Origin of the sequence: Shewanella xiamenensis, from assembly GCF_024971755.1 — a bacterium.
Classification (GTDB): domain Bacteria; phylum Pseudomonadota; class Gammaproteobacteria; order Enterobacterales; family Shewanellaceae; genus Shewanella; species Shewanella xiamenensis.
In genome coordinates, this window is the sequence record NZ_CP079718.1 from 468880 (window position 1) to 490591 (window position 21712).

Annotated in this window: 21 protein-coding genes; 10 read left to right on the plus strand and 11 right to left on the minus strand. The window is 47.0% G+C overall.

The window, feature by feature from the left end; all coding sequences use genetic code 11:
- Positions 1–134 precede the first annotated feature (134 nt).
- A complete protein-coding gene (gene rpoH, locus KXJ80_RS03165; protein ID WP_047537943.1) occupies positions 135–992 on the plus strand; it encodes an RNA polymerase sigma factor RpoH in 858 nt (285 codons plus the stop codon).
- 71 nt (positions 993–1063) lie between these two features.
- Here the strand turns inward: rpoH and menE are convergent, their stop codons facing one another.
- From menE to KXJ80_RS03190, 5 genes are all read right to left on the minus strand, one after another.
- Positions 1064–2554, minus strand: coding sequence for an o-succinylbenzoate--CoA ligase (gene menE / locus KXJ80_RS03170; protein ID WP_218737805.1), 1491 nt, complete (start codon positions 2552–2554; stop codon positions 1064–1066).
- A gap of 6 nt (positions 2555–2560) precedes the next feature.
- Positions 2561–3601 carry an o-succinylbenzoate synthase gene (gene menC, locus KXJ80_RS03175; RefSeq protein WP_218737806.1) on the minus strand — a complete coding sequence of 347 codons (1041 nt, stop codon included), beginning with the start codon at positions 3599–3601 and terminating at the stop codon, positions 2561–2563.
- A gap of 50 nt (positions 3602–3651) precedes the next feature.
- Positions 3652–4452, minus strand: coding sequence for a 2-succinyl-6-hydroxy-2,4-cyclohexadiene-1-carboxylate synthase (gene menH / locus KXJ80_RS03180; RefSeq protein ID WP_218737807.1), 801 nt, complete (start codon positions 4450–4452; stop codon positions 3652–3654).
- A complete protein-coding gene (gene menD / locus KXJ80_RS03185; protein ID WP_218737808.1) occupies positions 4452–6173 on the minus strand; it encodes a 2-succinyl-5-enolpyruvyl-6-hydroxy-3-cyclohexene-1-carboxylic-acid synthase in 1722 nt (573 codons plus the stop codon). The genes menH and menD overlap by 1 nt, the downstream gene beginning before the upstream one ends.
- 176 nt (positions 6174–6349) lie before the next feature.
- The gene (locus KXJ80_RS03190; protein WP_037423608.1) at positions 6350–7318 is read right to left on the minus strand and encodes a LysR substrate-binding domain-containing protein; all 969 of its coding nucleotides are present in this window, start codon (positions 7316–7318) and stop codon (positions 6350–6352) included.
- Positions 7319–7730: 412 nt separating this feature from the next.
- On the opposite strand from KXJ80_RS03190, the gene KXJ80_RS03195 reads away from it, so the two are divergent.
- The 4 genes from KXJ80_RS03195 to nrfD all read left to right on the plus strand — a co-directional run bounded on the left by KXJ80_RS03195 (position 7731) and on the right by nrfD (position 10378).
- Positions 7731–8207, plus strand: coding sequence for a DUF2726 domain-containing protein (locus KXJ80_RS03195; protein WP_037423607.1), 477 nt, complete (start codon positions 7731–7733; stop codon positions 8205–8207).
- A 77-nt stretch (positions 8208–8284) separates the two neighbouring features.
- The gene (locus KXJ80_RS03200) at positions 8285–8749 is read left to right on the plus strand and encodes a nitrite reductase (RefSeq protein WP_218737809.1); all 465 of its coding nucleotides are present in this window, start codon (positions 8285–8287) and stop codon (positions 8747–8749) included.
- A 4-nt stretch (positions 8750–8753) separates the two neighbouring features.
- Positions 8754–9440, plus strand: coding sequence for a 4Fe-4S dicluster domain-containing protein (locus KXJ80_RS03205; RefSeq protein WP_047537960.1), 687 nt, complete (start codon positions 8754–8756; stop codon positions 9438–9440).
- Entirely contained in the window at positions 9437–10378 is a 942-nt protein-coding gene (gene nrfD, locus KXJ80_RS03210) for a cytochrome c nitrite reductase subunit NrfD (protein ID WP_037423597.1), read from the plus strand. Before KXJ80_RS03205 ends, nrfD begins: the two co-directional genes overlap by 4 nt.
- Before the next feature lie 268 nt (positions 10379–10646).
- Here nrfD and KXJ80_RS03215 read toward each other — a convergent pair whose 3' ends face one another.
- Positions 10647–11078, minus strand: coding sequence for an Lrp/AsnC family transcriptional regulator (locus tag KXJ80_RS03215; protein ID WP_037426668.1), 432 nt, complete (start codon positions 11076–11078; stop codon positions 10647–10649).
- 211 nt (positions 11079–11289) lie between these two features.
- On the opposite strand from KXJ80_RS03215, the gene yjeH reads away from it, so the two are divergent.
- Positions 11290–12558, plus strand: coding sequence for an L-methionine/branched-chain amino acid transporter (gene yjeH, locus KXJ80_RS03220; protein WP_218737810.1), 1269 nt, complete (start codon positions 11290–11292; stop codon positions 12556–12558).
- Positions 12559–12623: 65 nt separating this feature from the next.
- On the opposite strand, the gene KXJ80_RS03225 is transcribed toward yjeH, so the two are convergent.
- On the minus strand, positions 12624–13235 hold the full coding sequence (locus KXJ80_RS03225; RefSeq protein WP_218737811.1) for an energy transducer TonB: 612 nt from the start codon (positions 13233–13235) through the stop codon (positions 12624–12626).
- Between the two features lie 317 nt (positions 13236–13552).
- On the opposite strand from KXJ80_RS03225, the gene KXJ80_RS03230 reads away from it, so the two are divergent.
- Positions 13553–14377 carry an HDOD domain-containing protein gene (locus KXJ80_RS03230; RefSeq protein WP_037423586.1) on the plus strand — a complete coding sequence of 275 codons (825 nt, stop codon included), beginning with the start codon at positions 13553–13555 and terminating at the stop codon, positions 14375–14377.
- Positions 14378–14466: 89 nt separating this feature from the next.
- On the opposite strand, the gene KXJ80_RS03235 is transcribed toward KXJ80_RS03230, so the two are convergent.
- Both KXJ80_RS03235 and KXJ80_RS03240 read right to left on the minus strand, forming a co-directional pair.
- Positions 14467–14925 carry a tellurite resistance TerB family protein gene (locus tag KXJ80_RS03235; protein WP_037423583.1) on the minus strand — a complete coding sequence of 153 codons (459 nt, stop codon included), beginning with the start codon at positions 14923–14925 and terminating at the stop codon, positions 14467–14469.
- A 94-nt stretch (positions 14926–15019) separates the two neighbouring features.
- On the minus strand, positions 15020–15547 hold the full coding sequence (locus KXJ80_RS03240; RefSeq protein WP_037423580.1) for a DUF2780 domain-containing protein: 528 nt from the start codon (positions 15545–15547) through the stop codon (positions 15020–15022).
- 190 nt (positions 15548–15737) lie between these two features.
- Here KXJ80_RS03240 and KXJ80_RS03245 point away from each other — a divergent pair, with 190 nt between their 5' ends.
- The gene (locus tag KXJ80_RS03245; protein WP_037423577.1) at positions 15738–16445 is read left to right on the plus strand and encodes a hypothetical protein; all 708 of its coding nucleotides are present in this window, start codon (positions 15738–15740) and stop codon (positions 16443–16445) included.
- A gap of 36 nt (positions 16446–16481) precedes the next feature.
- On the plus strand, positions 16482–17936 hold the full coding sequence (locus tag KXJ80_RS03250) for a DUF4145 domain-containing protein (protein ID WP_218737812.1): 1455 nt from the start codon (positions 16482–16484) through the stop codon (positions 17934–17936).
- A 2-nt stretch (positions 17937–17938) separates the two neighbouring features.
- On the opposite strand, the gene KXJ80_RS03255 is transcribed toward KXJ80_RS03250, so the two are convergent.
- A complete protein-coding gene (locus KXJ80_RS03255) occupies positions 17939–18289 on the minus strand; it encodes a hypothetical protein (protein ID WP_037426678.1) in 351 nt (116 codons plus the stop codon).
- A 443-nt stretch (positions 18290–18732) separates the two neighbouring features.
- Between KXJ80_RS03255 and KXJ80_RS03260 the strand changes: the two genes are divergently transcribed.
- Positions 18733–20604: a methyl-accepting chemotaxis protein gene (locus KXJ80_RS03260; RefSeq protein WP_055647304.1), complete on the plus strand. Its 1872-nt coding sequence runs from the start codon at positions 18733–18735 to the stop codon at positions 20602–20604.
- A 62-nt stretch (positions 20605–20666) separates the two neighbouring features.
- Here KXJ80_RS03260 and KXJ80_RS03265 read toward each other — a convergent pair whose 3' ends face one another.
- The gene (locus KXJ80_RS03265; protein WP_218737813.1) at positions 20667–21632 is read right to left on the minus strand and encodes a LysR family transcriptional regulator; all 966 of its coding nucleotides are present in this window, start codon (positions 21630–21632) and stop codon (positions 20667–20669) included.
- Positions 21633–21712: the final 80 nt, after the last annotated feature.

Here is a 21712-nt window from a genome sequence, read left to right on the forward strand (position 1 = left end):
CCCCAGACGAGCGAAGGTTGACATACTCTGTCAATTAGCCGATAGTTCGTTAGCTCATCCTTAGGGTGTTTTGAGTGAAACCATAGGATGAAATCGACTTATATTTGATAAGTAGCAAGAAAGTAGGAGCGCGAATGACCTTTCAAACGCAATCAATGGCACTAACAGTCCCTCAGGGCAGCAGTAGTTTAGAAGCTTATATCCATTCAGTGACTAGCATGACAATGTTAGACGCTGAGACTGAGTATGAGTTAGCCAAGCGTTTGCAGGAAACGGGTGATCTGCAAGCAGCGAAGCAACTGATTATGTCGCACTTACGTTTTGTGGTGCATGTTGCTAAGGGCTACTCAGGTTACGGTCTGCCGCAGGCGGATTTGATCCAAGAAGGCAACATCGGTCTGATGAAAGCGGTTAAGCGTTTCGATCCCGATGTAGGCGTCCGTCTAGTGTCTTTTGCTGTGCACTGGATTAAAGCTGAAATTCACGAATATGTGCTGAAAAACTGGCGCATTGTTAAAGTCGCTACCACCAAAGCGCAACGTAAGCTGTTCTTTAATATCCGTAAAGCGAAAACTCGCCTCGGTTGGTTTAGCGATGATGAAGTCGCAATGGTCGCAGAAAACTTAGGTGTCTCTAAGGCCGATGTGACTGAGATGGAATCACGTATGGCGGCGCAGGATCCTGCGTTTGATCTGAGCAGTGACAACGATGATGAGCAGGATTTTGCCCCAGTGCAATATCTTGAAGATCATTCATCGGATTTAGCCGAAAACATCGAAAACGATAACTGGGAATCTAATGCCCAAGGTCGTTTATTGTCGGCCATCAAAACCTTAGACGAGCGTAGCCAGCATATTCTGCGTGCCCGTTGGTTAGACGATGATAAAACCACACTGCAGGAATTGGCAGAAACCTATCAAGTGTCAGCTGAGCGTATTCGCCAGTTAGAGAAAAACGCCATGAACAAGCTTAAGGCTTGTATGGAAGCCTAATTAGGCTGCAATTTATTTCGATGTTAGAAACAAAAAACCTGCTTCGGCAGGTTTTTTTGTGGCCGAAATCATCAAGACTTGGATTGGATGATGGCAATCAACGGTTGCCGATTCACTTTTAGGCCTGTTTGCTCGGCATTTTCTGGCCAAGGGTAATAGCGGCGCGGTCGTTTAAAGCGGGCGATTTTGTCGGCGAGAAAGACTTCGAGCTCGGCCTCTATCGCACTCATCTCTTGGCTGGTGTGGCTGCGGCTTGCATCGCTGCTGATAGTCTTAGCGTGGAAAATGTCACCGCGAATAATAGCCGCGGGGAGCTGGCCGAAGAGGGGATCGGGCTGAGGGAAGACGATTGCCTCATCTATTAGCGGATGAAGTTTGAGTGCCGCTTCAATCTCTTCTGGTTGAATGTTTTCGCCGCCGCTAATAAACATATTATCGACGCGGCCAAGGATCTTAAGATTGCCGTTAGCATCCCATTCGCCTCTGTCCTTGGTATAAAACCAACCGTCGGCATCAAGTGGCTTTTCTATTCCCTTATCAGTGAGATAGCCCATAAATAAGCATTCGCCCCTAACCCAAATCACCCCATCGACAATGTTAAGCTCACGCCTTGGGAGTAATTTACCGCTGCTACCATCGCTCAGCGCGGGGCCAGTGGTGATTTGCGAGCCCATTTCCGTCATACCGTAGCTAGTAAAGCTGGCAATATGGCGCTGTTCGAGTTGCTTAAGTAAATCGATAGAAACTGCACCGCCACCGAGTAGCAGGGCTTTAATACTGTGGAGCGAGGCCTGTTTGTCAGTGAGCAAATTGACTAACTGGGTCGGTACGAGGGACATATGGGTTAACGCATCGCGCTCGATTTGTACCTGTAGCGGGAGCGCGAGATCTGGCAGCACCACAGTCGCCGCGACTAGGGCGCAGCGGTTGAGTATTGCAAGGCCGCCAATATGAAACAGCGGTAATGATAATAACCAAGCATCACCAGCTACCAGCGGGATCAGGCTGCGGGCGCCCTCGGCATTGGCAATGTGATTCGCAAGATTGTGTACGGCCGCCTTGGGAAAGCCGCTAGAGCCAGAGGTTAAAATCACATTACTAGGACGATAAATATCAAAAGCTGTCGCGGTTAGGCCAGCGTTTGGAGCCACGCCTAGACTAAAATCTAGCGTGAGTTGATGACAGCCTGATAAAGCCAGCTCATCTTCGCTCCAATAGAAAGGGATTTGGTGGCTATCGATAAGCCCTTGAACTTGCGCCAGCGGAAAACGCGGCGAGATAGGAAAGAAGATGGCACCAATATCCACACAGGCCCAATACAGGCAAATCATCTCTAGATTATTACGACTGATACACGCCAGTGATTGCCCTTGGCCAACGCCGATGCGCGTGAGCTGCTCACCCAAGCCCAGCACCATTTGGCTTAAGCTCGCGTAGCTGATGTCTTGTCCATTGCACTTAACCGCCGTTTGTGTGGGTGATATGAGTGTGGCGCTATGTAATGGCGAAATACGTTGCTGTGAAATAGATTGGGATGAAGCCAATGTTTTAGATTCGGACATTAGCAATTAATCCTGCTGCGTACTGGCGACAAGTTTAAGGCATTTAAACGTAAGAGTTTGGGGCTTGCCGCTTGGTACGATTAAGTCTTGGCTAAAGGCGGCTAACGTATCGAGCCCAGGAATTTCATCGGGCGTCAGTATGGCGGCTAAATGGGCCAAATCATTGATACCTAAGCTGGCCTCAAGGCTTGAACTTAAGATACAGCGCACACCATGGCTGCTCGCCTCGTCGATAAGGCACTGAAGTTTTTCAATACTGCCCAGTAGCATGGGTTTGATGACTAATGCCGTTAATCCCTCCTGCATCACAAATTGATAATCCGGGTCATTGAGGGATTCATCTAGGGCATAGGGCAGAGGAATGGCGCGATGCAGAGTGTGATTATCCTGCGGCTGTTGGCAAGGTTCTTCAATATATTCAATGCTATCCAGTGGCAAGCAAGCGGCAAAGTCGAGAGCCTGTTCTAAGCTAAATCCACGGTTGGCATCTAAGCGCAGCTTAAGTTCCGGCCTTTGGCTTAAGATGCCATAAATCAAACTCAACTCATCTTCCATGGAGGTTTGTGCAACCTTCACTTTAACGCTAGTATCGAGCTTGGCGATTTTAGCTATCAACTCGGCTTTGGGCGCATCTGTTGGCTGGTAAATCAACGGCACTGTGGTGGTAACTGGGCGCACCGTATCGAGTTTTCCGCTGAGTTTGGCATGTAGCAGGCTTAAGCCAAAGGCAATGGACGGATAGGAACTCGCTTCGGCCTGCTCGAGCAAGCAATCAATTGATTGGTTTTGCAGCTTGGGTAATAGCGCCACTAAGGCCTGTTGAACCTCATCGAGGCTTTCACGGCTAAAGCCTAATAATGGCTGTTGGTCGATATCGAACCCTGAGAGTGGCGCGATTTCAACATACTGCTCACGCACTTCACCTTCGGCTTGCGCTTTTGCCTGTAGTACTAAGCCAGCTCTGTAGTCAATGCGTTGTTTACCGACAGGCAAAAAGCGGTCTAAGGGCAGGCGATATAAATACAAGCTAAGTGAAGTTAAGATCATATTTTCCTTAACACTTTATCGATTTAAAAGCGGTCTGTTTGCGTGTATCTCTACGTCAAGCGTTCGACGAACAAACTTCTTATACAGGCGAGTAATCCCGCAGGATTGGCTTGATGTATGTTATGCCCCGCCTGTTCAATCTGATGCAAGATGATGGGTTGTTGTGCTTGCCAGTCCTTTGCGATCGCCGTGAATTTAGCATCCTGGCTGCCGGAAAAAAAATGGCATTCGCAAGCAAGGCTTGCAGGTAGATCCCAAAGTGAAGCTTGGCGGGCAAGTGAGGTAGCCAAAAAGATTTGCTTGAGTATGTGATTGGGATGTTGGTCGAGCTGCGCCACGCGCTTTGCTATCAAGGCATTGCGCGCCTTGTCCGACATATCGGCAAACACGGCCTGTTGATACCAAAGCTGTAAAAAATCCACGCTACTCAAGCTTTGCAGCCGTTTGGCCCACAGGTTGTCGCTCTTGCTGCGCGCGGCTTGTTCTTCGGTATTTGTCAGCCCGGGATGACAGGATTCTAGCCACAAACTCAACACTCGCTGCGGATAAGCTTGGGCAAGATGTAAGGCAATCCGGCCACCGAGGGAATACCCATAGAGGTAAAACGCTTCAATGCCGAGGCGATCGAGGCGGCTGATAATGTCTTGGACACAAAAGTCGAAGCCATCAGTGAGCGTCGATGCGATTTCTGGTTGATTGTCGCCGTGGCCGGGTAAATCGAGGCAGATGCAGTGAAAATGTTGGCTGAGTTTAGGGATCAGCGGTAGCCAATCGGCCTTCGATCCTAAAAAACCATGGATCAGGACCAAGTTTGGCTGTGCTGTCTCTCCATAACGGGCCACGGTCGGCATTAGCTTTGTTTCACCCATAAATTCAGCGCGGCGATCTGCTCGCTGGCTTGGTGTTGGCTAACGGTGACTTCGATGACAGAAGCACCCTGATAATCCAGCGCTTCATTATAGCTATTTTGGAAGTCGACTAAGTTATCCACTTGGTTATAAGGAAGATTAAACATAGCGGCGGCATAACCAAATTCCAGACCATGGCTTAACCGATAGTAATCACTGCGCAGTTCCTCATTGGGGACGGGCAAGAGATTAAAGATATTACCGCCATCGTTGTTGAGGATAATGATCACCAGCGGACTGGTTAAATTGCGGGCGATGGCAAAGGAGTTGAGATCATGCAACTGGGATAAATCCCCAATAATCAAGCTGGTCGGTTTACCTTGGTGCGCTGCAATACCGCAGGCGGTGGCCAGTAAGCCATCGATCCCCGAGGCGCCGCGATTAGTGTAAGTGGTGGCAGTGCAGCAGCTCACTGGCGCGTACATATCGTACAAACGTACCGGCAGGCTATTGCCGATAAACAATTGCTGCTCCAGTGGTCGTGTATTGGCAATCGCGCGGATAACCTGAGCTTCACCAAACTCACCTTGATCAATATTGCGCACGAATAAACTATGCAATTCATCGTTGTAGCTAACTAAGGTATTAGCCCAATTCGCCGATGAAGAGCGATACCAGTTAAGCGATGCAAATTGGGCGGCGTTGGCGTGCCAAATGTGTTTAGCGTTATGGCTTGGGTCGAGCCTATCTTGCTGCGGCAGCACTTGCCAGTAACTGTGCCAGTTTTGTTCGGCAAGGTAAGCAATCAAACGCTTAGACAATAAGCGTCCACCAAACACCAGCACGCGGTCAGCCTCTTGTAACAGATTGCGCGCCTTGGGATGTTGCAGTAGTTGGTCAATATTACCAATCGCCGCCGGATGTTGTCGCAGTTGGGACTGAGCATCGGTTAGTAACGGCCAGCCAATTTTTTGAGATAGCGCAATGAGTTGCTGTGGATCTTGCTCTGGCGTGAGCGTACCGGCGATGATGACGCCCTTACCATGGACGAAACGCATAATGGCATCTTCGCTCGGGCTGCTTAATTGTTCACGCTTACCATAAAGAGTGTAAGGACGTGCTTGTTGCAGCCATGTTTGCAGCGGCTTGAGGTATGGCGATTCGCTATCGAGAATTGTGGCAGTTAATTCACTCGGATATAGCGGCTCACGGTACATACAGTTGATATGCACAGGGCGTGTTTGATTGGCCACGGCCTCATCAAGCGTGGTGAGCAACATCTGCGGTGCAATGTGCACATCCGGCGTGGGGAGATTCACCTGTTGGGCATAATGGGCAAAAATGGCTGGTTGCACTATGGCTTGGTTAGCGCCACAACCGAGTAATTCTGGCGGTCTGTCACCGCTTAAGACAATCAAAGGCACATGGGTGAGCCAAGCTTCGACTATCGCAGGATACAGGTTGGCGACGGCCGTGCCTGAGGTGGTGATAATTGCCACGGGGGCGCAGCTGGCTTTGGCTAATCCGAGGGCCATAAACCCTAAGCCGCGCTCATCGAAATGCAAATGACGTTTCAGCTTGGTTTGCTGGGCTGCTGCAAGAGTTAACGGGGTTGAGCGTGAGCCTGGCGCCATGCAGACATGCTGCACACCAAGACGTGCTAATTCTTCCAGAATCAGTGCGCCCCACATGAGATTAAGTGTGGCTGTGTTTTCGGTTCGCATAGCAAGATCGATCAGGATAAAGATGGGCCTAGTGTAACGTGTTTGACGATTAAGATGTATGCCCGTCTTAACAAAACTTGGGACGACACGGAGGAGCGGTGAGGTGGAGCCTAAGCTAAGGCACAATATGCCTATCACCTCGAATAATAAGATGAAAACGTGTTAAGTCTTTATCGCTAAATAATGCTATCAACAATTTTCTTTATTTGTTCACTGAGCCACGCCAGCTCTTCGCTAGCGCGATTGGGCTGATTCTTTTGCACCAAGAAGATCGTCGGAGCTTCGGTGTCGGCGTATAAACGTTCTGCCTCAAGTTGTGATAATTGACAGGTATGCAGTTCGGGTATTTCTGCCACCATTTCATAAACCACTCGGTAGGGTAATAAAGAAATAGTTTGGCTCTCTCCTAAATATTCAAACAAACTAGAAATACTGGTAATGGTAATTTCAGTATTGAGTTTTATACCATTTTTTATACAGAATTCTTGATATGGGCTAAGGCGAGTACTGGGATTACCGAGATCAGTATTGACATAGGGATACTCTGCAATCGTCTCTAAGGTAATTTCTCGCTTAAAAATGGGATGATTTCGACTAGCAATAAGATACACCTTACCCATACGTTGCAGTGTTGTGGTTTGTAACTTGTCTCCATAGGCTGCGACATCTGCGGTACTCTTATTGCAACAAATACCGAGGGTGGTATCACCATTGATGATGTCCTGCGTGGTATGCAGTGACCAAGGGGTAATATTGATATGGATAGATTTTTGCTCTTCTTTGATAGCTTGCATTAAGGCTTTAGGGAAGGCATAGGCAATAAGGCCTGGGGCGGCAATCTCAACATGTGTTTTAACATGATTGACATTGGCTGCTCGTACCTTTTGAAACTTCTCCGTACATTCAATGGTTTGTTTCGCTATCGGGTATAAGTGCGTGACAAATTCATTGGGGAATAAGCCATATTTCTTACGGATAAAAAGTTCATCACCAAATACTTCTCGCAGGTTTTTAAGGCTACGACTTATTTTGGGGGCTGGGATATCTAATGCCTTTGATACATAGGTTGCAGACTTGTTCTCATATAATGAAACAAGTATTTTTAAACTCAGAATATCGAGGCCATCCATGTTACTAATATGCATTTTTTATATTCCTTAATATTGAGTAAATACTTTAAAGAACACCTAATTATGGTGTTATTAATTTAATTTAATGTGAAATCCATCCCAAGTTTTGCACCTTAAATTTATCTATATGTAACAATAGGTTTAGAATTTGATTTTTTATATTTCAAAAAATATTATTAAACTAATTTGAAATTTTAATTTTTGATATTCAGTTACGCCAATTTCATTTTTTTAATTAACTATTATCAATATGTGCATTTTAGATTTACGCTATACAGCAATGTGTGCTGTATCCTAACTTGTTGTTTATGTTTAATTTTGAATTTAAACATGTGATCCAGATCAAAAAAATAAATCCCGTCTGCAATAATACTGAAGGTGCTTTAAAGGAGAAAACAAAAATATAATTGTGTTATTGGAGGCGTATATGAATACTTCAGTCATTCTCAGCTATGCGTTTATGTACTTCGTACTATTCGTAGCGGTGCCATTTGTGTTTGTAATGTTTGTCATGACTTGCATTAAGTTTTTTAGGGCGGATCCCGAGGAGGCTGCACATCATGAAATGAAACTCAAACCAGTGTTATTTGATGAAGATAGTTTCAACTTTTTTAAATCATTAAAAACTGTCGTTGAAGGCAAATACGATGTCTGCTGCAATGTTCCACTCGACACTGTATTTGACATGGACCAGCACGATGCTGATTTAAACCATGAATGCCGTCTCGACTATGTGTTGATTGACCATGATTCTTCAGAAGTCAAAATGGTGATCAGCGACGCCGGTAAGCAAATCAATTCACCCATGAAAAAGCTATTCAGCAAATTCAATATTGGTTTTATTGAAATGAATCAGCATAAACAGTGGGATGCAACAAGTCTCAAGCAAGCGCTAGCCGTTTGACCACGCTCGTCGGGTTCGGAGTTCTCCGAACCCTGACTTCCTCTTTATTTCCCAATGAATTGATATGAGGACTCGCTATGTCTACACGACAATGGCTGTGGTCATTACGCTTGGGTGCAATGGCATTGCTGCTCAGTTTTTCCGCAACAAGTGCTGAACCCGCTAAGCAAATTAATAGTGATGCTTGCATGAAGTGTCATAAGCGTAATGGTCAAATGTTAGGGCATCACGGCCAGGATGCCATGAAAATGACCTGTTCAAGCTGTCATGGTGAAAAAGGTGATCATCCCAAAAAACCAAATGATTTAGTGGTTTTTGGATTAAATGAGGCATCCGAAGCTGCTGTGCAATTAAAGGTGTGCCAAAAATGCCATATGCCAGCCAAACTCAGCTCCCAAGAGTGGACGCATAATGTGCATGCCCAAAAAGTGGCCTGTGCCGCTTGCCATAAATTACATAGCCCAACCGATCCTATGGCAGAGATGGCGCCTAAGGTTCGTAGTGAGCTGTGCCGTACTTGCCATACAGGCCAGCAGGAGTAAGGTTATGGAAAATTCAAAAAGAAGATTTCTCAAAGGAGCATGCGCCTTATTGGCAGGGGCATCGGGTAGCACATTACTGGCTACTGTGAATGCCTCTAATGAGGCTAAAGCCGAACCTAGTGTGAAATACGCACTGATCCACGATGAAACTAAGTGTATTGGCTGTCGAGCTTGCGAAGTTGCCTGCCGTGAAACCAACCAAGTGCCCGAGGGTGTTGCCCGATTAAAAATAGAGCAAACTGGACCCTATGGGGAATATCCGAACCAGTTTTATCACTTCAGTCGTAAGTCTTGCCAGCATTGTGAAGACGCGCCCTGCGTCAATGTTTGCCCAACGGGTGCCGCCTTTATCGATAAAGAGACTGGCATTGTGGCGGTAGATGCTTGGAAGTGTGTGGGTTGCCAATATTGCATTGCAGCCTGCCCATACAAAATTCGTTTTATTAATCCTGTTACCCACGCTGCGGACAAATGCGATTTTTGCCGTGAGACAAACCTCGCCCAAGGTAAACAACCTGCCTGCGTCGCGGCCTGCCCGACTAAGGCATTGGTCTTTGGCAACTTAAAAGATCCCACTTCTCAGGTGGTACAAGTGCTAAAGGCTAACCCAACCCAAAGGGCTAAGGTCGACCTCGGCACTCGGCCAAAACTGTTCCGCATTGTGGCTAAATCAGGGGAGGTGGCAATATGAGCGCCCTACATTTTGATACGCTAGTGTGGCATTGGCCAATTGCAATTTACCTGTTTTTAGCGGGGGCATCTGCTGGTGCCATGTTCTTTGCGGTGTTACTCAAGCATTTTGTGTTGAAACATAATGCCTACCAGTCTGGCTTTGTGCAGGCGGCCTGTATTGTGGCGCCCGTGGCGGTGATGGCGGGTTTGGGCATCTTGGTATTGGACTTAACTAAGCCCTTCGATTTTTGGAAGATATTAGTCTTCTACAATCCTAAGTCTGTGATGTCGATGGGTGTGTTGATCCTGCTCATCTACCAAGTCTTTATGTTTATGTGGATTGGTTTGTTATTCCGTAAACCCATTGATGCATGGTGTGAGAATCGCTTTCCCATAGTGCTGAAGTTGACAGCTTGGCTTAGCCGCTTCGAGGCGACGATTACCGGTTTATTGGTGATCTTTTCCCTCGCGCTGGGGGCTTATACTGGCTTTTTACTCTCGGCTTTACCCGGCTATCCGATGTTGAAAAATCCCGTATTGCCACTGCTGTTTTTGGCTTCGGGACTCTCATCCGGTGCGGCATTTTCTCTGCTGGGTGGGGTGTTGCTTAATGCTAATCCTAACGCCAAGGAAGTTCACTTTATCCATAAGGTTGAAATCCCATTGATTTTGGTGGAGATAGTGCTGATTTTTACCTTCTTTATGGGCTTAGTGTTGTCAGGCGGTCAAAGCAAATTTGCGGCTTTCAATGCGATAGGTTATGGCTTCTGGGGATGGGTTTTCTGGATTGGCATTGTTGGGATCGGATTATCGGGCCCCTTGGCAATGAACCTGTTTATGACAGCCACGTCAAAGCGTAAGTGGGCCTATGTAGCAGGCACCGCATGCTTAAGTCTGATTGGTGTGCTACTGCTGCGTAACTTTATTCTCTACACGGGGCAAATGACGGTCGTTTGATTGAGCATGGTTGGCTCAATGTTATAGATAAGAAGGAATTACGGTGAATGGCGAAGCGGTGTCTAAGGAAGCACCGTGAGCTAACTCCCTTTAATAACGCTGGCTGAAGTGATTAAAGGTGCGTTGTCTTGTCGCGATTTGCTGTCACAGGGAGGTTATTGGGAAGGGAAGCCATATTTGATATTTAGGTATTGTTTGCCCTGCCTCCACAAGGGCCTCGCCACCTTTATTCCTTAGGGGTGGCGTTTCTTGTTTGGGGCACGCAAGATTACTCGCCAGTATTATTAATCCACTCGCTCATCACCACATGGGTTTTAATCTTGATGATATCTGTGTGAGTATCGATATATTCGCGGATTTCATGAAGACGGCGCATTGATGGGGCATGGACATACACCAGCAAATCCATATCACCGGAAATACCACGGCAGGTAATTACTTCGGGGATTGCATGGAACACGTGTACCACATCGGCGCAGCGGGGACATTTATGTTGGATTTCGAAGTAGGCCGACACTCCCTCTTTTTGCGATTCGCTCAGCAATACTTGATAGCCACGGATCACGCCAGTTAGCTCTAGTTTTTTTATCCGCTCGGCAACCGCGCTACGGGAAAGATTGACCTGCTCTGCAATACTGGAAACGCTTTGGCGAGCATCTTGGCGCAAACAATTGATGATGGCGGTATCAAACTTATCCAACGTGGACTCCGAAAAAAATAGGTATAACAAGTGAGGCTGCCTAAAAGTACAACTCAGTATAAGGCCTTGAGTTACACCGTCATTTTGCCTGAAATAGTGCTTTTTACCGTCATTGTGCTGGCGTTTACCACTAAGAACACCGAAATTGACGGCAGATTGCGGCGTAAAATCTCACTATACTGACGGCTTCAAAACCATTGAATGTTAACAGATGAACTCACATAGCGGAACTATAGGACGTTGGCAAGGTGCAGGCTTGATGGCCACCACTTTGCTGGGCACTGGGGTGTTTATTCTCCCGCAAATGACAATCGACAAGGCCCATGCTGGTGCGCTTATCGCTTGGTCACTCCTCACTTTAGCCATTATTCCGGTGGCGCTGATTTTTGGGCGGCTGGCGAGTGTCTTTCCCCATGCTGCGGGTCCCGCTTATTTTGTGGAAAAGGCTTTTGGGCGTACCGCAGGCCGTACTATCGGACTCATTTTTTTGTTGGTCGTGCCGATGGGCGCGCCCGCTGCGATTTTGATGACTTTCCAGTTTGTTAATGCACTCATTCCCCTCGATGGCTGGTCCAAGGTGGGCGCTGAGGTGTTCGTTATTTTTGGCTTGTTCCTGCTCAATCTTCGTGGCATTCAAGTGTCGGCCAAACTACAATTCGGCTTAACCCTTTGTGTTGTCGCCATTGTGGTGGTGCTCTTTGGCGCAAGCAGTCTTCAGCCTGGGCATTTAACCTCACTTGCCAGCTATGGCTCACCAGAAATCTCTACCATGATGATTGCCGCAGGTATCGCTTTTTGGAGCTTTTTAGGGATAGAAGCCATGACTCATCTTGCCGATGATTTTCGTCGCCCACAGCAGGATATGATCCCAGCCATGATGATGGGCACTGTGTTGGTAGGCATTATTTATGTGGCCTGCACACTGATTTTACTGTTAGTGCCAACTGACAAAAGCGTGGCGATGATTGGTGTATTCGATGCGGTTTTAGGGGGATACGGTGCACAAGTGATTGGGGTGCTGGGAATTGCCAGTGGCCTTGCCACAGTAAACGTCTATGCCGCCAGCGCCGCGCGTCTTGTATGGAGTTTTAGTTGCGAAGGTATTTTACCGCGCTGCTTTGCGGTTAAGAATCGTCATGGTGTGCCGATCCGTGCCTTGGCGGCCTTACTCGGCGTGATGGCGAGTGTGATAGTGCTGACTCACATCACGGGTCAGGAACTCGAACATCTTATTGCCTGGAGTAACGGGGTGTTCGTCGTGATCTACTTAATGGCGATGTTAGCTGCGGCTAAATTATTGCCCCGTCGCAACTTACCTTTAGTGGTATTAGGTTGTGGCTTCTGCTTAGCGTTAGGTATCGCGCTTGGGGCTAGCATGGCCTATGTATTTGCGTTAATCCTATTTGTCGCCCCATTCTTGTGGTGGCAAAAGAGCCATATTAGTCGTAAGCGGGCCTTGGCGGTTAACAAGGTTGCTTAATCCCGATGTCATTCAAATAATGACAGATCAGCACGCAAGGTTTTAAGGGTGCTGATCTGCGAGTCTTAAATCTGTTGATCCAGTTTAAAATCGAGTTGTACTTGTTGATTTAATTGGGGTACGGCCTTGCCCGCATCAAACTTAGGTTTGTATTTCCAGTTTTGCACTGCTGAAAGCGCCGCCTTATCAAACACTCGCTTCGGGTTAGCATCGAGCACGCGCACATTGCTGACCGTACCATCCGCAGTAATATCAAAGCCTACGACCACATAACCTTCCTTACCATTTTGTGCTGCTTCAATCGGATAACGAGGAGACACTTGCACCACGGGTAAGGCCTCTGCGGTGATAGTCGATTGGTTAAAGAATGTCGTTTGGGTTGGTATTTCTGGGGTAAAAGTCTGGGGGCTAAATTCGACCACTTCAGCACTCTCGCCCGGCGTTGTGACCCGCTCCCTGGTTGGGATGGGTTTTGGCGGTTCGGGTTGGCGACTTTCCTTCGGAGGAATGGGTGTTCGCTCGCTCATCAAAATATTGATTTGCGGCGCATCTGACGTTTGTCCGCTCAATGGCTGTGGATTATGGATAAGTTGTGCCATAAACACGAACAAACCTAAGGTGATCAGTGCGCTAACGATAATAATCCCGGTGCGATTAACAAGTGCATTTTGGCCCATAGTGCTTCCTTACAATTGATGAACAATATTTAATCTATAACATCCATTGCTTATTATTTGAAATATTTATTTACAAATAAGGTTAATTATTGAGCAGGTCTAATATATTTACCTATAACGCAAAGCGAGAATTGCTGTGATTTTTGCTGTGTTGCAGAGGCATTCTTATGATTGGCGGGCTGAATTTTCACTAAGATTGCGATTGCTGAATACTGACTGAAAAGCTGCACATTCGACTCATAAGTGTTCATAAGCTTAAGAGCGAGGCGAGATTTTGTGTTCTATATTTTGATCATTCATCTAGAAGGAGAATAAATATGGATTCTGCTGCGCTACTGAGTCGAGTTGATGAGTTGCCCCGTTTACCTAAAGCAATCAGTGAACTGCTTGATGTCGTTAACGACGACAACGCTACAGTAAAAAATATTGCGACTAAGGTGTCCCATGATCCCCTGATCAGTGCCAAGGTACTCAGATTAGCTAACTGCGCCTATTACGGCCACAGTCGCGAGGTGGGCAGTATTGATGAAGCCGTAGTACGCCTTGGAATGCAAACCTTGCGTACCTTAGTATTAGCATCTGCCGTGATGGGGGCGGTGCCTAAATGCAATGGTGTTGATTTAGCGCAGTTTTGGGGGCAAACCTTCGAAATTGCACTCTACAATCAAGAGATGGCCAAACGGTGCGGCGTTCAGCCCGACGAGGCTTTTACCTGCGGCATTCTTCACCGTATTGGTGATTTATTGATTGCGGCAATTTCCCCTGAAGATGCTGAAAAAATTAACGAAGCTGTCGCACAGGGTAAAGATAAGCATGCTTTTGAGCGAGAACTCCTCGGTTATGATTCCCCCGATATTGGTGCTTTGTTGGCTCAAAATTGGAAATTTACCCCAGCATTGGTGCAAGGCATTCTCTACCAAGATCATCCTAAGGATTCGAATCCATTTTCTAAATTGGCAGCTTTGTTGTGTTTATCCCACAAAGTATTAGCAGACTGGGACACTATTGAGGATGACGATAAAACCAGTTGGCTATCGCAGCTTGCGACTAAGAAAGGCTTAAAAATGGAAATGGGTGGGCTTCGTTCTAAGTTAACGGAGCTAAGAGGCGTCGGTTTTGAGATTGGTAAGGCGCTTGCCTAAGCCAGCTGGAACAGGAAACGGCAATCTACAACCTTGATTCAAAAGCATGAATGGCAGTACTGCGATTCATGCTTTTTTATGGCTTGCTTTTAGCGTGCCACTTGGGCTTCGATGGCCTGATTACGCATCTGAATAAGCTCGCTGTGTTTGAGATACAGCAAATCAGCAGTACGGCGAATGATTTGATCTTCGTACTGGGAGAGTTGTCCATCGGCATAGGCTAATTGCCACATGGCTAGTAATAATTGCTGTTTTTGCTCCAAGCTAAATTCGGCATTAATGGTATTGGTAAACTCAAATAATGAGGTGGCATTACCTTGGGCTTTTTTGGCTTCTTCAATTAAATCATTAGCATCCTGCGCCGACATCGATAGGGTCTCTGTCAGCAGCTTAGGCAATAGTGCTCTTTCTTCTGCGGCGAGGGTTTCATCGGCATATACCACTTCGAGCAACATGCTCGCCGCCGCTAATTTTAGCTGGTGGGCTTTCTCCTCTGGAGAGATGGCGTGGGTGTGGGATTGAAGGAATCGTTTCAGCTTCGCAATCATAAAGTGGCACTGCTCTGGCAAGAAGGAATAACTAGATAGAGTGATTTTTCACGTTAAAGTTCACCCTAAGCATAGGCTTAGGGTGGGACGACATTTATAGCAGAGTATTTAAACCCTTCATCAGCAGATCAGAGCTGCCTTCGGCGCCATTTGTCTCAAGATAAGACTTGGCAATATTGATCATTGGCATGGCTAATTCTTTAGAAATACCTAGTTTTTCAAAGGCATCTAACACCATTGCGCTACCTTGCAGAGAAGAGCCAATATTGCCAGCCTTAGACAACAGGCCAGAAACGCCTGAGTTCGCATCAAGTTTAGGTGCTGCGGCTAATAGGCTGTCGGCATTAGGGATACTGGCAGCTAGTTTGGTGTAATCATTCGAACCTAGACTCGATTGTGCTAGGCCTAACAGACTACCTAAACCGCCTTCGGCTTGGGTTTGGTTCAGTCCGAGTTGCGACATCACGCTGCCAACTAATGCGTTGGATTGGGTGACGCTACCTGTTGCCACTTTCTCTGTTTTTGCTGGTGTTCCTGCAAGGTTATCTAACCAGCTTGCACTGGTGGGAGTGGCTAAAAGTGTGGCGCTAATCAGAATAGAGAGTGTGAAAGTGTGTTTCATAGAGTGGCATCCTTTGACGGTTTGCGCGCAATAAAGTGGACAGTGTAACGGCTTTGAGACTTTTGTTGCAGCCCTTTTCTGTGATTTACGGTTCACTCAGGTGATTTGTGTTGTGCATTGGGGCGGGATTTTGGGTATCCTTAGCGACAATTCACGGTGTTAATTTACTTCAATTATTTTGGAAAGGCGCATGTCACTATCCGCAATTTTGACCGAAGCTTATAACTTTTTCCGTAATCATCTCACTCAGCTTGCCATGCTGACGGTGCCACTGTTATTAGTGCAGGTTGGTATTCAGCTATGGCTTGGCACAGAGATGAGCAAAGTTGATCTGGAAAACCCGCAGTTTGGCGCATCACACATGATTGCTATGATGCTCCTTCTGCTGCTCTTCTCGGTATTGATTGCGGCGTTAACGCTGTTTTTAGAACTGAGATCCCAAGGGCATAATCCATCAGCTGGTATGGTACTGAAAGCCAGTTTACCCTTTGTGCCACCTTTACTCTTAGCTGGCGTATTCTCTGGACTGGCCATTTTAGCGCCAGTGATGCTATTTGCAGCGTTTGGCCCTATGTGGTTAGTGGGACTCGTTATTAGCTTTTATCTGTTTGCTCGCCTAGCCTATGTGAACTTTATGGTGGTGGTTGAGCGTTTAACTCCGCTGGAAGCGATTAAGGCAAGCTTTAGCTTTAGTGGCCCGATTGTGTTAAAAACCATTGCGTTATTGATGCTTTACTTACCGCTTTCTGTGGTTGGTAGCCAGCTTTCAGCAGCGGCATCTTTTGGTGGCTTGCCTGTGCAATTGCTCGCGGATACCTTTATGGCGTTTATTGGGTTATTCGTAAACTTGGCATTGTTCCGTTTGTATATGGTGTCTAAAAAGCCAACTGCGGAATAATATCAACTGAGCAAATTCAATTTGAGGTAAGGATTTATGGGGACTGAGGCTGAGTTACTGGATAGTGAATTTATCCAAGGGTTTTCGGCCTCGCTTCTTGATGATTACCTCAATGCTAAAAACTATGTGCAGGATGTGCCTACTCAGTCATTACTGCATATTCGCAGTTTTACCCATAGGCTGACTGACTTGCTAGGGCAGAGTAAAGCGGTGTCCTTTGCTAGCCCCAATCTCTATGATCGTATTGAGCTGTTAAATCAAAAACGGCTGATCGATGTGAAGACCACCAGAGCGTTGCATCGCCTGCGCGCTGATGGTAACCGTGGTGCTCACCCTGAGAAATATCATCTTACCCAAGAGCAGTTACTCGCCTTGGCCCAAAAAGCCATTAAAGATGTACTCGCTTTAGTCGAGCATCTGTATCCCAAGGTGGTTGGCTGCGAGGCGCCTGCGTACCGCTTTCAAGCCAGCGATACCATTACGGTTAAAGATCTCTGTTACCGCGCGGTGATGGAGGATGATCCCAATGCGCAGTATCTTGTGGGGATCTCTTTTAAAACCAAAGCATTAATGCTTAAGGAGCAGGAGCTTGCCCTCGTCGATCAGTACTATGGTACTGAAGACGATAGCCCAGTAGTAAAAGCTGTCGCACAAAAAGCCAGTGATACTTTTGCTAAGGCTGCCTACTGGTTTGCCCTTGCAGCCCCAACCCATATGCAAGCCCTCTATGAGCATGGAGTGAGTTTAATCCATGGCTATCAGGGAGAGGCCGATGCCATTAAAGGCGAGGCTGCGATAGCTACTGCGGCTGAGGCTGGCGTGGTCAATGCGATGGCGCTGCTTGGCTATTTCTACCTAGTGGGCAGTGAGTCATTTAAGCCGGATTTAGCCCAAGCGAAACACTTTTTACAGCTGGCGGCCGAAGGTGAGCAAACCGAAGCCATGGCGAATTTAGGTGTGCTTTACTATCAAACCAAGGATTTACCGCAAGCCTATCATTTTATAAGTAAAGCGGCGCAGGCGGGTTATCCCCATGCCCAATATCATTTGGCCTTAATGCTCGCCAATGGTGATGGTTGTCAGCGAGATCCTATCGCGAGTGAGTATTGGATGGCCGAAGCGGCAGAGCAAGGTCAGCTCGATGCCATGCTTACCCGTGCGCAACATATGCTAAATGATGAAAGTGGCTTGGGTGGCGATGTGAGTCAGGCTGAGCGCTATCTGCGTGAGGTCATTAAATATGCTCACAGTGTGCCTGCCATGATTGAGCTGAGTATGGCATTGGCCGACGGTATTTTGGGGCGCATTGATGTGGTGGGTTCTGCGGCGCTGCTAAATCTAGCGCGCCGTCATGCCAATAGCAAAGAGGCTGAGATCATCGAGCCTCTTTGGCAATCGCTTGTTTTACAAATCGATACTGTACTGAAGATCACTCAAGATCCCGGTGAAATTCATACCCTTAATCGCGCCAAGGATCTGCTAAGCGCTTAGGGCTACTCTTCCTCTTTTTGATGTTCGAAGATACGACCTCGGTACTGAGTTGCATGGGGTTCACGCACAACATTCGCGGTTTGATTAAATGTTGACGTTTGGCTAGTCGCCTCGCTCGCTTGTGCCTGCGCTCGGCGCGCTTGCTCACGATTAAACTTACTCAATTGGCGTGCTACATAAATACGACTAAATAGCACTAAGCAGCCTAGAGCAATTGCGCCAAATAAAAGCACAAAAGGTAATAAAAACAGAGATAAACAGATTAGACTGACACTGATTGCCATCGCTAACCAAGCCCGTGCTCCTGAAATGCGTGGCTGAAATGGGCTCTGTTGAAATTGTTGATAAATCATAAGGACTCCTAATCAAAATGGGTGAGGCTGAAGGTGAGTCGCCCAGTATTTGATAACGGGCTTGGCCAAATTGCTATGTTAGAGAAGCCTCTTTCCCCAATGTTATGGACGTTCAGTGTGCAATAAATAAACGGATTGGGTCACGTTAATTTGGGTTAATTTACGTTCTTTTACGTCCATGACTTTAGTTTGTTGGTGGTTTGTGGTTGATGTGAACTTTGGGTTGTTATTTGGTGTTGCTCAGGTTTTAATTGGTTATCTTTATGTTTTTGCTTACTTATTTATTAATTTGGTGACGAGTGATTCTTTGTTTGCGCTGTAACATGTGCGAAAATTTAGCCGAATTTTTGATTGGTTTTGGCTAACACTGTAAATTTATTACAGTAAGTGCCAGCCAATCTTACCACTTCTTCCTTCAAAGCTGTAAAACCGTAGATACCAACATGAACTCATACTCGCTTAAACAAAAGATCCTGATTTCGGTCGTGATTGCGCTTTCCCTCGTGATTGGCTTGCTGTCGTGGCAAAGTTATTCCAGTCAAAAGTCATTGTTGTTGCAAAATAGTTTGGAGCAGGTGCAGCGACTGGGTGATCAACAGGCTGAGCGCATTCAAGAGTGGTTAGCTGGGCGTCAGGATATCGTAGGGGCGTTAGCCGTTAAAGTTGAAGGTGACAGTTTAAACGCATTACAGCAGGCGCAAGCTTCGGGGCGATTCCAACTCACTTACTACGGTACACAAGCGGGGCAGATGCTGGACTCCGATCCAAGCATAGACCGTACGGGTTACGATCCGAGAGCGCGCCCTTGGTATAAACAAGCGATAAATGAGCGCGGTCTTATTCTCACCAAACCTTATGTTGACGTAGCTTACAATGTGTTAGTGGTCACTATGGCGCAGGCAGTTTCACAAGGTGTGGTTGGGGGCGACCTGTCGATTGCAAGTTTGGTTGAAAGTGTCAATCGCATGACCTTACCAGCCAATGGTCATGCAATCATGCTGCACAAAGATGGTACTGTCATCGCTTACAAAGATGCCTCTAAAGCGATGAAACCCGTTAGCGATATCGACAACGACCTTAATCATAATTTACCCCAGCAGAGCCGTCAGTCCAGCACATGGCTGCCAATGTATTTCGAAAACGAAGGCCGCGATAAGTTAGTTTGGGGTGTCGATATTCCCAATACCGATTGGGAATTAGTGATAGTACTGGACAAAGAGACGCTTGAGGCGCCATTAACCAATTTACTGCTGACCCAATTGGGGCTGTCGGCCGTAATGCTATTACTGAGCGTATTGGCCATTTCTTGGTTGGTGAATCTATTGCTAGGTCCGCTTGGACGTGTATCGCAGGCGCTAGCGCGTATTGCCGATGGTAATGGCGATTTAACCCAACGTATTGAGGTTGATACGCAAGATGAAGTGGGCGTACTGGCCGACAGCTTTAATCGATTTGTCGGCAGTCAGCATCAGCTCATCAGCCATATTCGTCAGTTGGCCAGTGAACTGGATGCGGACGCAGAGCGTAGCCTCAAAACTAACCATATTGCCGTGGCCGAATTACAGCGCCAGCAACAAGAAGTTGCCATGGTCGCGACCGCAGTAACCGAAATGGCAAGTGCTACTAATGAAATTGCCGCGAATGCGGAAAATACCGCTACAGCTGCGCAGCAATCAGCAGCGAGCAGCTTCCAAGGGAAAGAGTTAGTTAATAAGACCCGTAGTTCGATTAATTCTTTAGCGGATGAAGTCACTCAAGCAACTGAGGTCATTGAAGATTTAAGTCGTCACGCTCAGTCGATTTCTAGCATTTTAGCGACAATTCAAGGGATTGCTGAGCAGACTAACCTGTTAGCCCTTAATGCGGCGATTGAGGCTGCCCGTGCGGGTGAGCAGGGCCGTGGCTTTGCGGTGGTGGCCGATGAAGTGCGGGTGTTATCACGCCGAACACAAGATTCGACCCAAGAAGTACATGCGACCATTGAAACTCTGCAACGTACAACGGCGAAGGCGGTGAGTTTGATGGAAAGCAGCCAAGTGTTAGCGGGTCATAGTGTTGAAGATGCTAATGCCGCAGCGAAGGCGCTGGAGGAGATTACTCAAGCCGTACATGTGATTTCGGATATGGCAGGCCAAATTGCGACCGCAGCTGAAGAGCAAACCCAAGTAACGGGTGAAATCACTCAAAATACGGTGGCCATTAAGGATGTGACCGACGAAATTACCGAAGCAGCGAAGTCGGATCTGACCCAAGCTCAGGCATTAAAGGCGCGTGCTAATGATCTTAATGCGCAGGTCGCGACGTTTATTCTGTAAGTTTGCTTTAATAAAACAGCCCAGAATACGTCAGTGTTCTGGGCTGTTTATTGGTCACTCAATTAACCCTGCGGCAGCATCAGCTTTTCGACACTTTGGCAGATAGTGTCGCGCATCCATTTATGGCCTTGATCTTCATCGTTGCGTTGATGCCACAGTAACACATAGGCCATTGGCATAAACTCAAAGGGTAAAGGCAACAGCTTTAATGGATAGAGTTTACAGGCATGTAGGGCAAAGCTAGAAGGTAAGGTAAAAATCAAATCACTGTGGGCGCAAACACTCGCCGCGCCATAAAAATCTGGTACTGTGGTGCTAATTTTGCGCCTGTGCCCTAAGTCTGCCAGAAAATAATCCAGCGTCCACCAATCACTCCCTTCACAGCGCACTTGCACATGCGCCATCTCTAAGTACAAGGATAAATCCCATTGGGGCGAGGTGAGAGCGGCCATCAAGGGATGAGCTTGGCGCACCAAACATACCTGTCTATCGGTAAACAGGGTTTGGCAGGCAATGCCTTCCGGCAGTCGGTCAGTGTGTGAATCTGAGAGTGGGTGTAGATCCCGTCCTGAAATCCCAAAGTCAATTTGCCCTTGCTGCAAGTCATGCATAGATTTTTCGGTCCAGACATAGGAATCGAGCTTGATATTGGGCGCACTATTTAATAGTGGACCTATAAAATAGGGGATCAAGGTTTCGTAGGCACTTTCGACCATGGCAAAGGAAAACTGCCTATTACTGCTGGCTGGAGTAAACGTCGGTGGCTGAGTCAGTTGATATAAGTCCTGCAGAATATTCGGCAGCTTTTGTCCAATATTGAGCGCATGCGCTGTGGGTTTTAGGCCATGGGCAGTACGTTGGAATAGGGGATCATCTAACGTTTCTCGCAGGCGATTCAAGCTCTTGCTCAATGCCGACTGGCTAATATGTAATCGGCTCGCTGCGCGGGTGACACTTTGCTCTTCGAGCAAAACCTTCAATATCACCAGTAGGTTGAGGTCGATTCTGGCTAAGTTGTCGAGATTCATAGATATTCCTCAAAGGAAATTCACTTTGGAAATTATACCATTTCTGTTCATACCTTGAGTTATTTAAACTACCGCCCACT

Bases quoted from the DNA above. Each gene is read 5' to 3' on its own strand.
- rpoH (WP_047537943.1), top strand. From the start codon at position 135: ATGACCTTTCAAACGCAATCAATGGCACTAACAGTCCCTCAGGGCAGC.
- menE (WP_218737805.1), bottom strand. From the start codon at position 2,554: ATGTCCGAATCTAAAACATTGGCTTCATCCCAATCTATTTCACAGCAA.
- menC (WP_218737806.1), bottom strand. From the start codon at position 3,601: ATGATCTTAACTTCACTTAGCTTGTATTTATATCGCCTGCCCTTAGAC.
- menH (WP_218737807.1), bottom strand. From the start codon at position 4,452: ATGCCGACCGTGGCCCGTTATGGAGAGACAGCACAGCCAAACTTGGTC.
- menD (WP_218737808.1), bottom strand. From the start codon at position 6,173: ATGCGAACCGAAAACACAGCCACACTTAATCTCATGTGGGGCGCACTG.
- KXJ80_RS03190 (WP_037423608.1), bottom strand. From the start codon at position 7,318: ATGCATATTAGTAACATGGATGGCCTCGATATTCTGAGTTTAAAAATA.
- KXJ80_RS03195 (WP_037423607.1), top strand. From the start codon at position 7,731: ATGAATACTTCAGTCATTCTCAGCTATGCGTTTATGTACTTCGTACTA.
- KXJ80_RS03200 (WP_218737809.1), top strand. From the start codon at position 8,285: ATGTCTACACGACAATGGCTGTGGTCATTACGCTTGGGTGCAATGGCA.
- KXJ80_RS03205 (WP_047537960.1), top strand. From the start codon at position 8,754: ATGGAAAATTCAAAAAGAAGATTTCTCAAAGGAGCATGCGCCTTATTG.
- nrfD (WP_037423597.1), top strand. From the start codon at position 9,437: ATGAGCGCCCTACATTTTGATACGCTAGTGTGGCATTGGCCAATTGCA.
- yjeH (WP_218737810.1), top strand. From the start codon at position 11,290: ATGAACTCACATAGCGGAACTATAGGACGTTGGCAAGGTGCAGGCTTG.
- KXJ80_RS03225 (WP_218737811.1), bottom strand. From the start codon at position 13,235: ATGGGCCAAAATGCACTTGTTAATCGCACCGGGATTATTATCGTTAGC.
- KXJ80_RS03230 (WP_037423586.1), top strand. From the start codon at position 13,553: ATGGATTCTGCTGCGCTACTGAGTCGAGTTGATGAGTTGCCCCGTTTA.
- KXJ80_RS03235 (WP_037423583.1), bottom strand. From the start codon at position 14,925: ATGATTGCGAAGCTGAAACGATTCCTTCAATCCCACACCCACGCCATC.
- KXJ80_RS03240 (WP_037423580.1), bottom strand. From the start codon at position 15,547: ATGAAACACACTTTCACACTCTCTATTCTGATTAGCGCCACACTTTTA.
- KXJ80_RS03245 (WP_037423577.1), top strand. From the start codon at position 15,738: ATGTCACTATCCGCAATTTTGACCGAAGCTTATAACTTTTTCCGTAAT.
- KXJ80_RS03250 (WP_218737812.1), top strand. From the start codon at position 16,482: ATGGGGACTGAGGCTGAGTTACTGGATAGTGAATTTATCCAAGGGTTT.
- KXJ80_RS03255 (WP_037426678.1), bottom strand. From the start codon at position 18,289: ATGATTTATCAACAATTTCAACAGAGCCCATTTCAGCCACGCATTTCA.
- KXJ80_RS03260 (WP_055647304.1), top strand. From the start codon at position 18,733: ATGAACTCATACTCGCTTAAACAAAAGATCCTGATTTCGGTCGTGATT.
- KXJ80_RS03265 (WP_218737813.1), bottom strand. From the start codon at position 21,632: ATGAATCTCGACAACTTAGCCAGAATCGACCTCAACCTACTGGTGATA.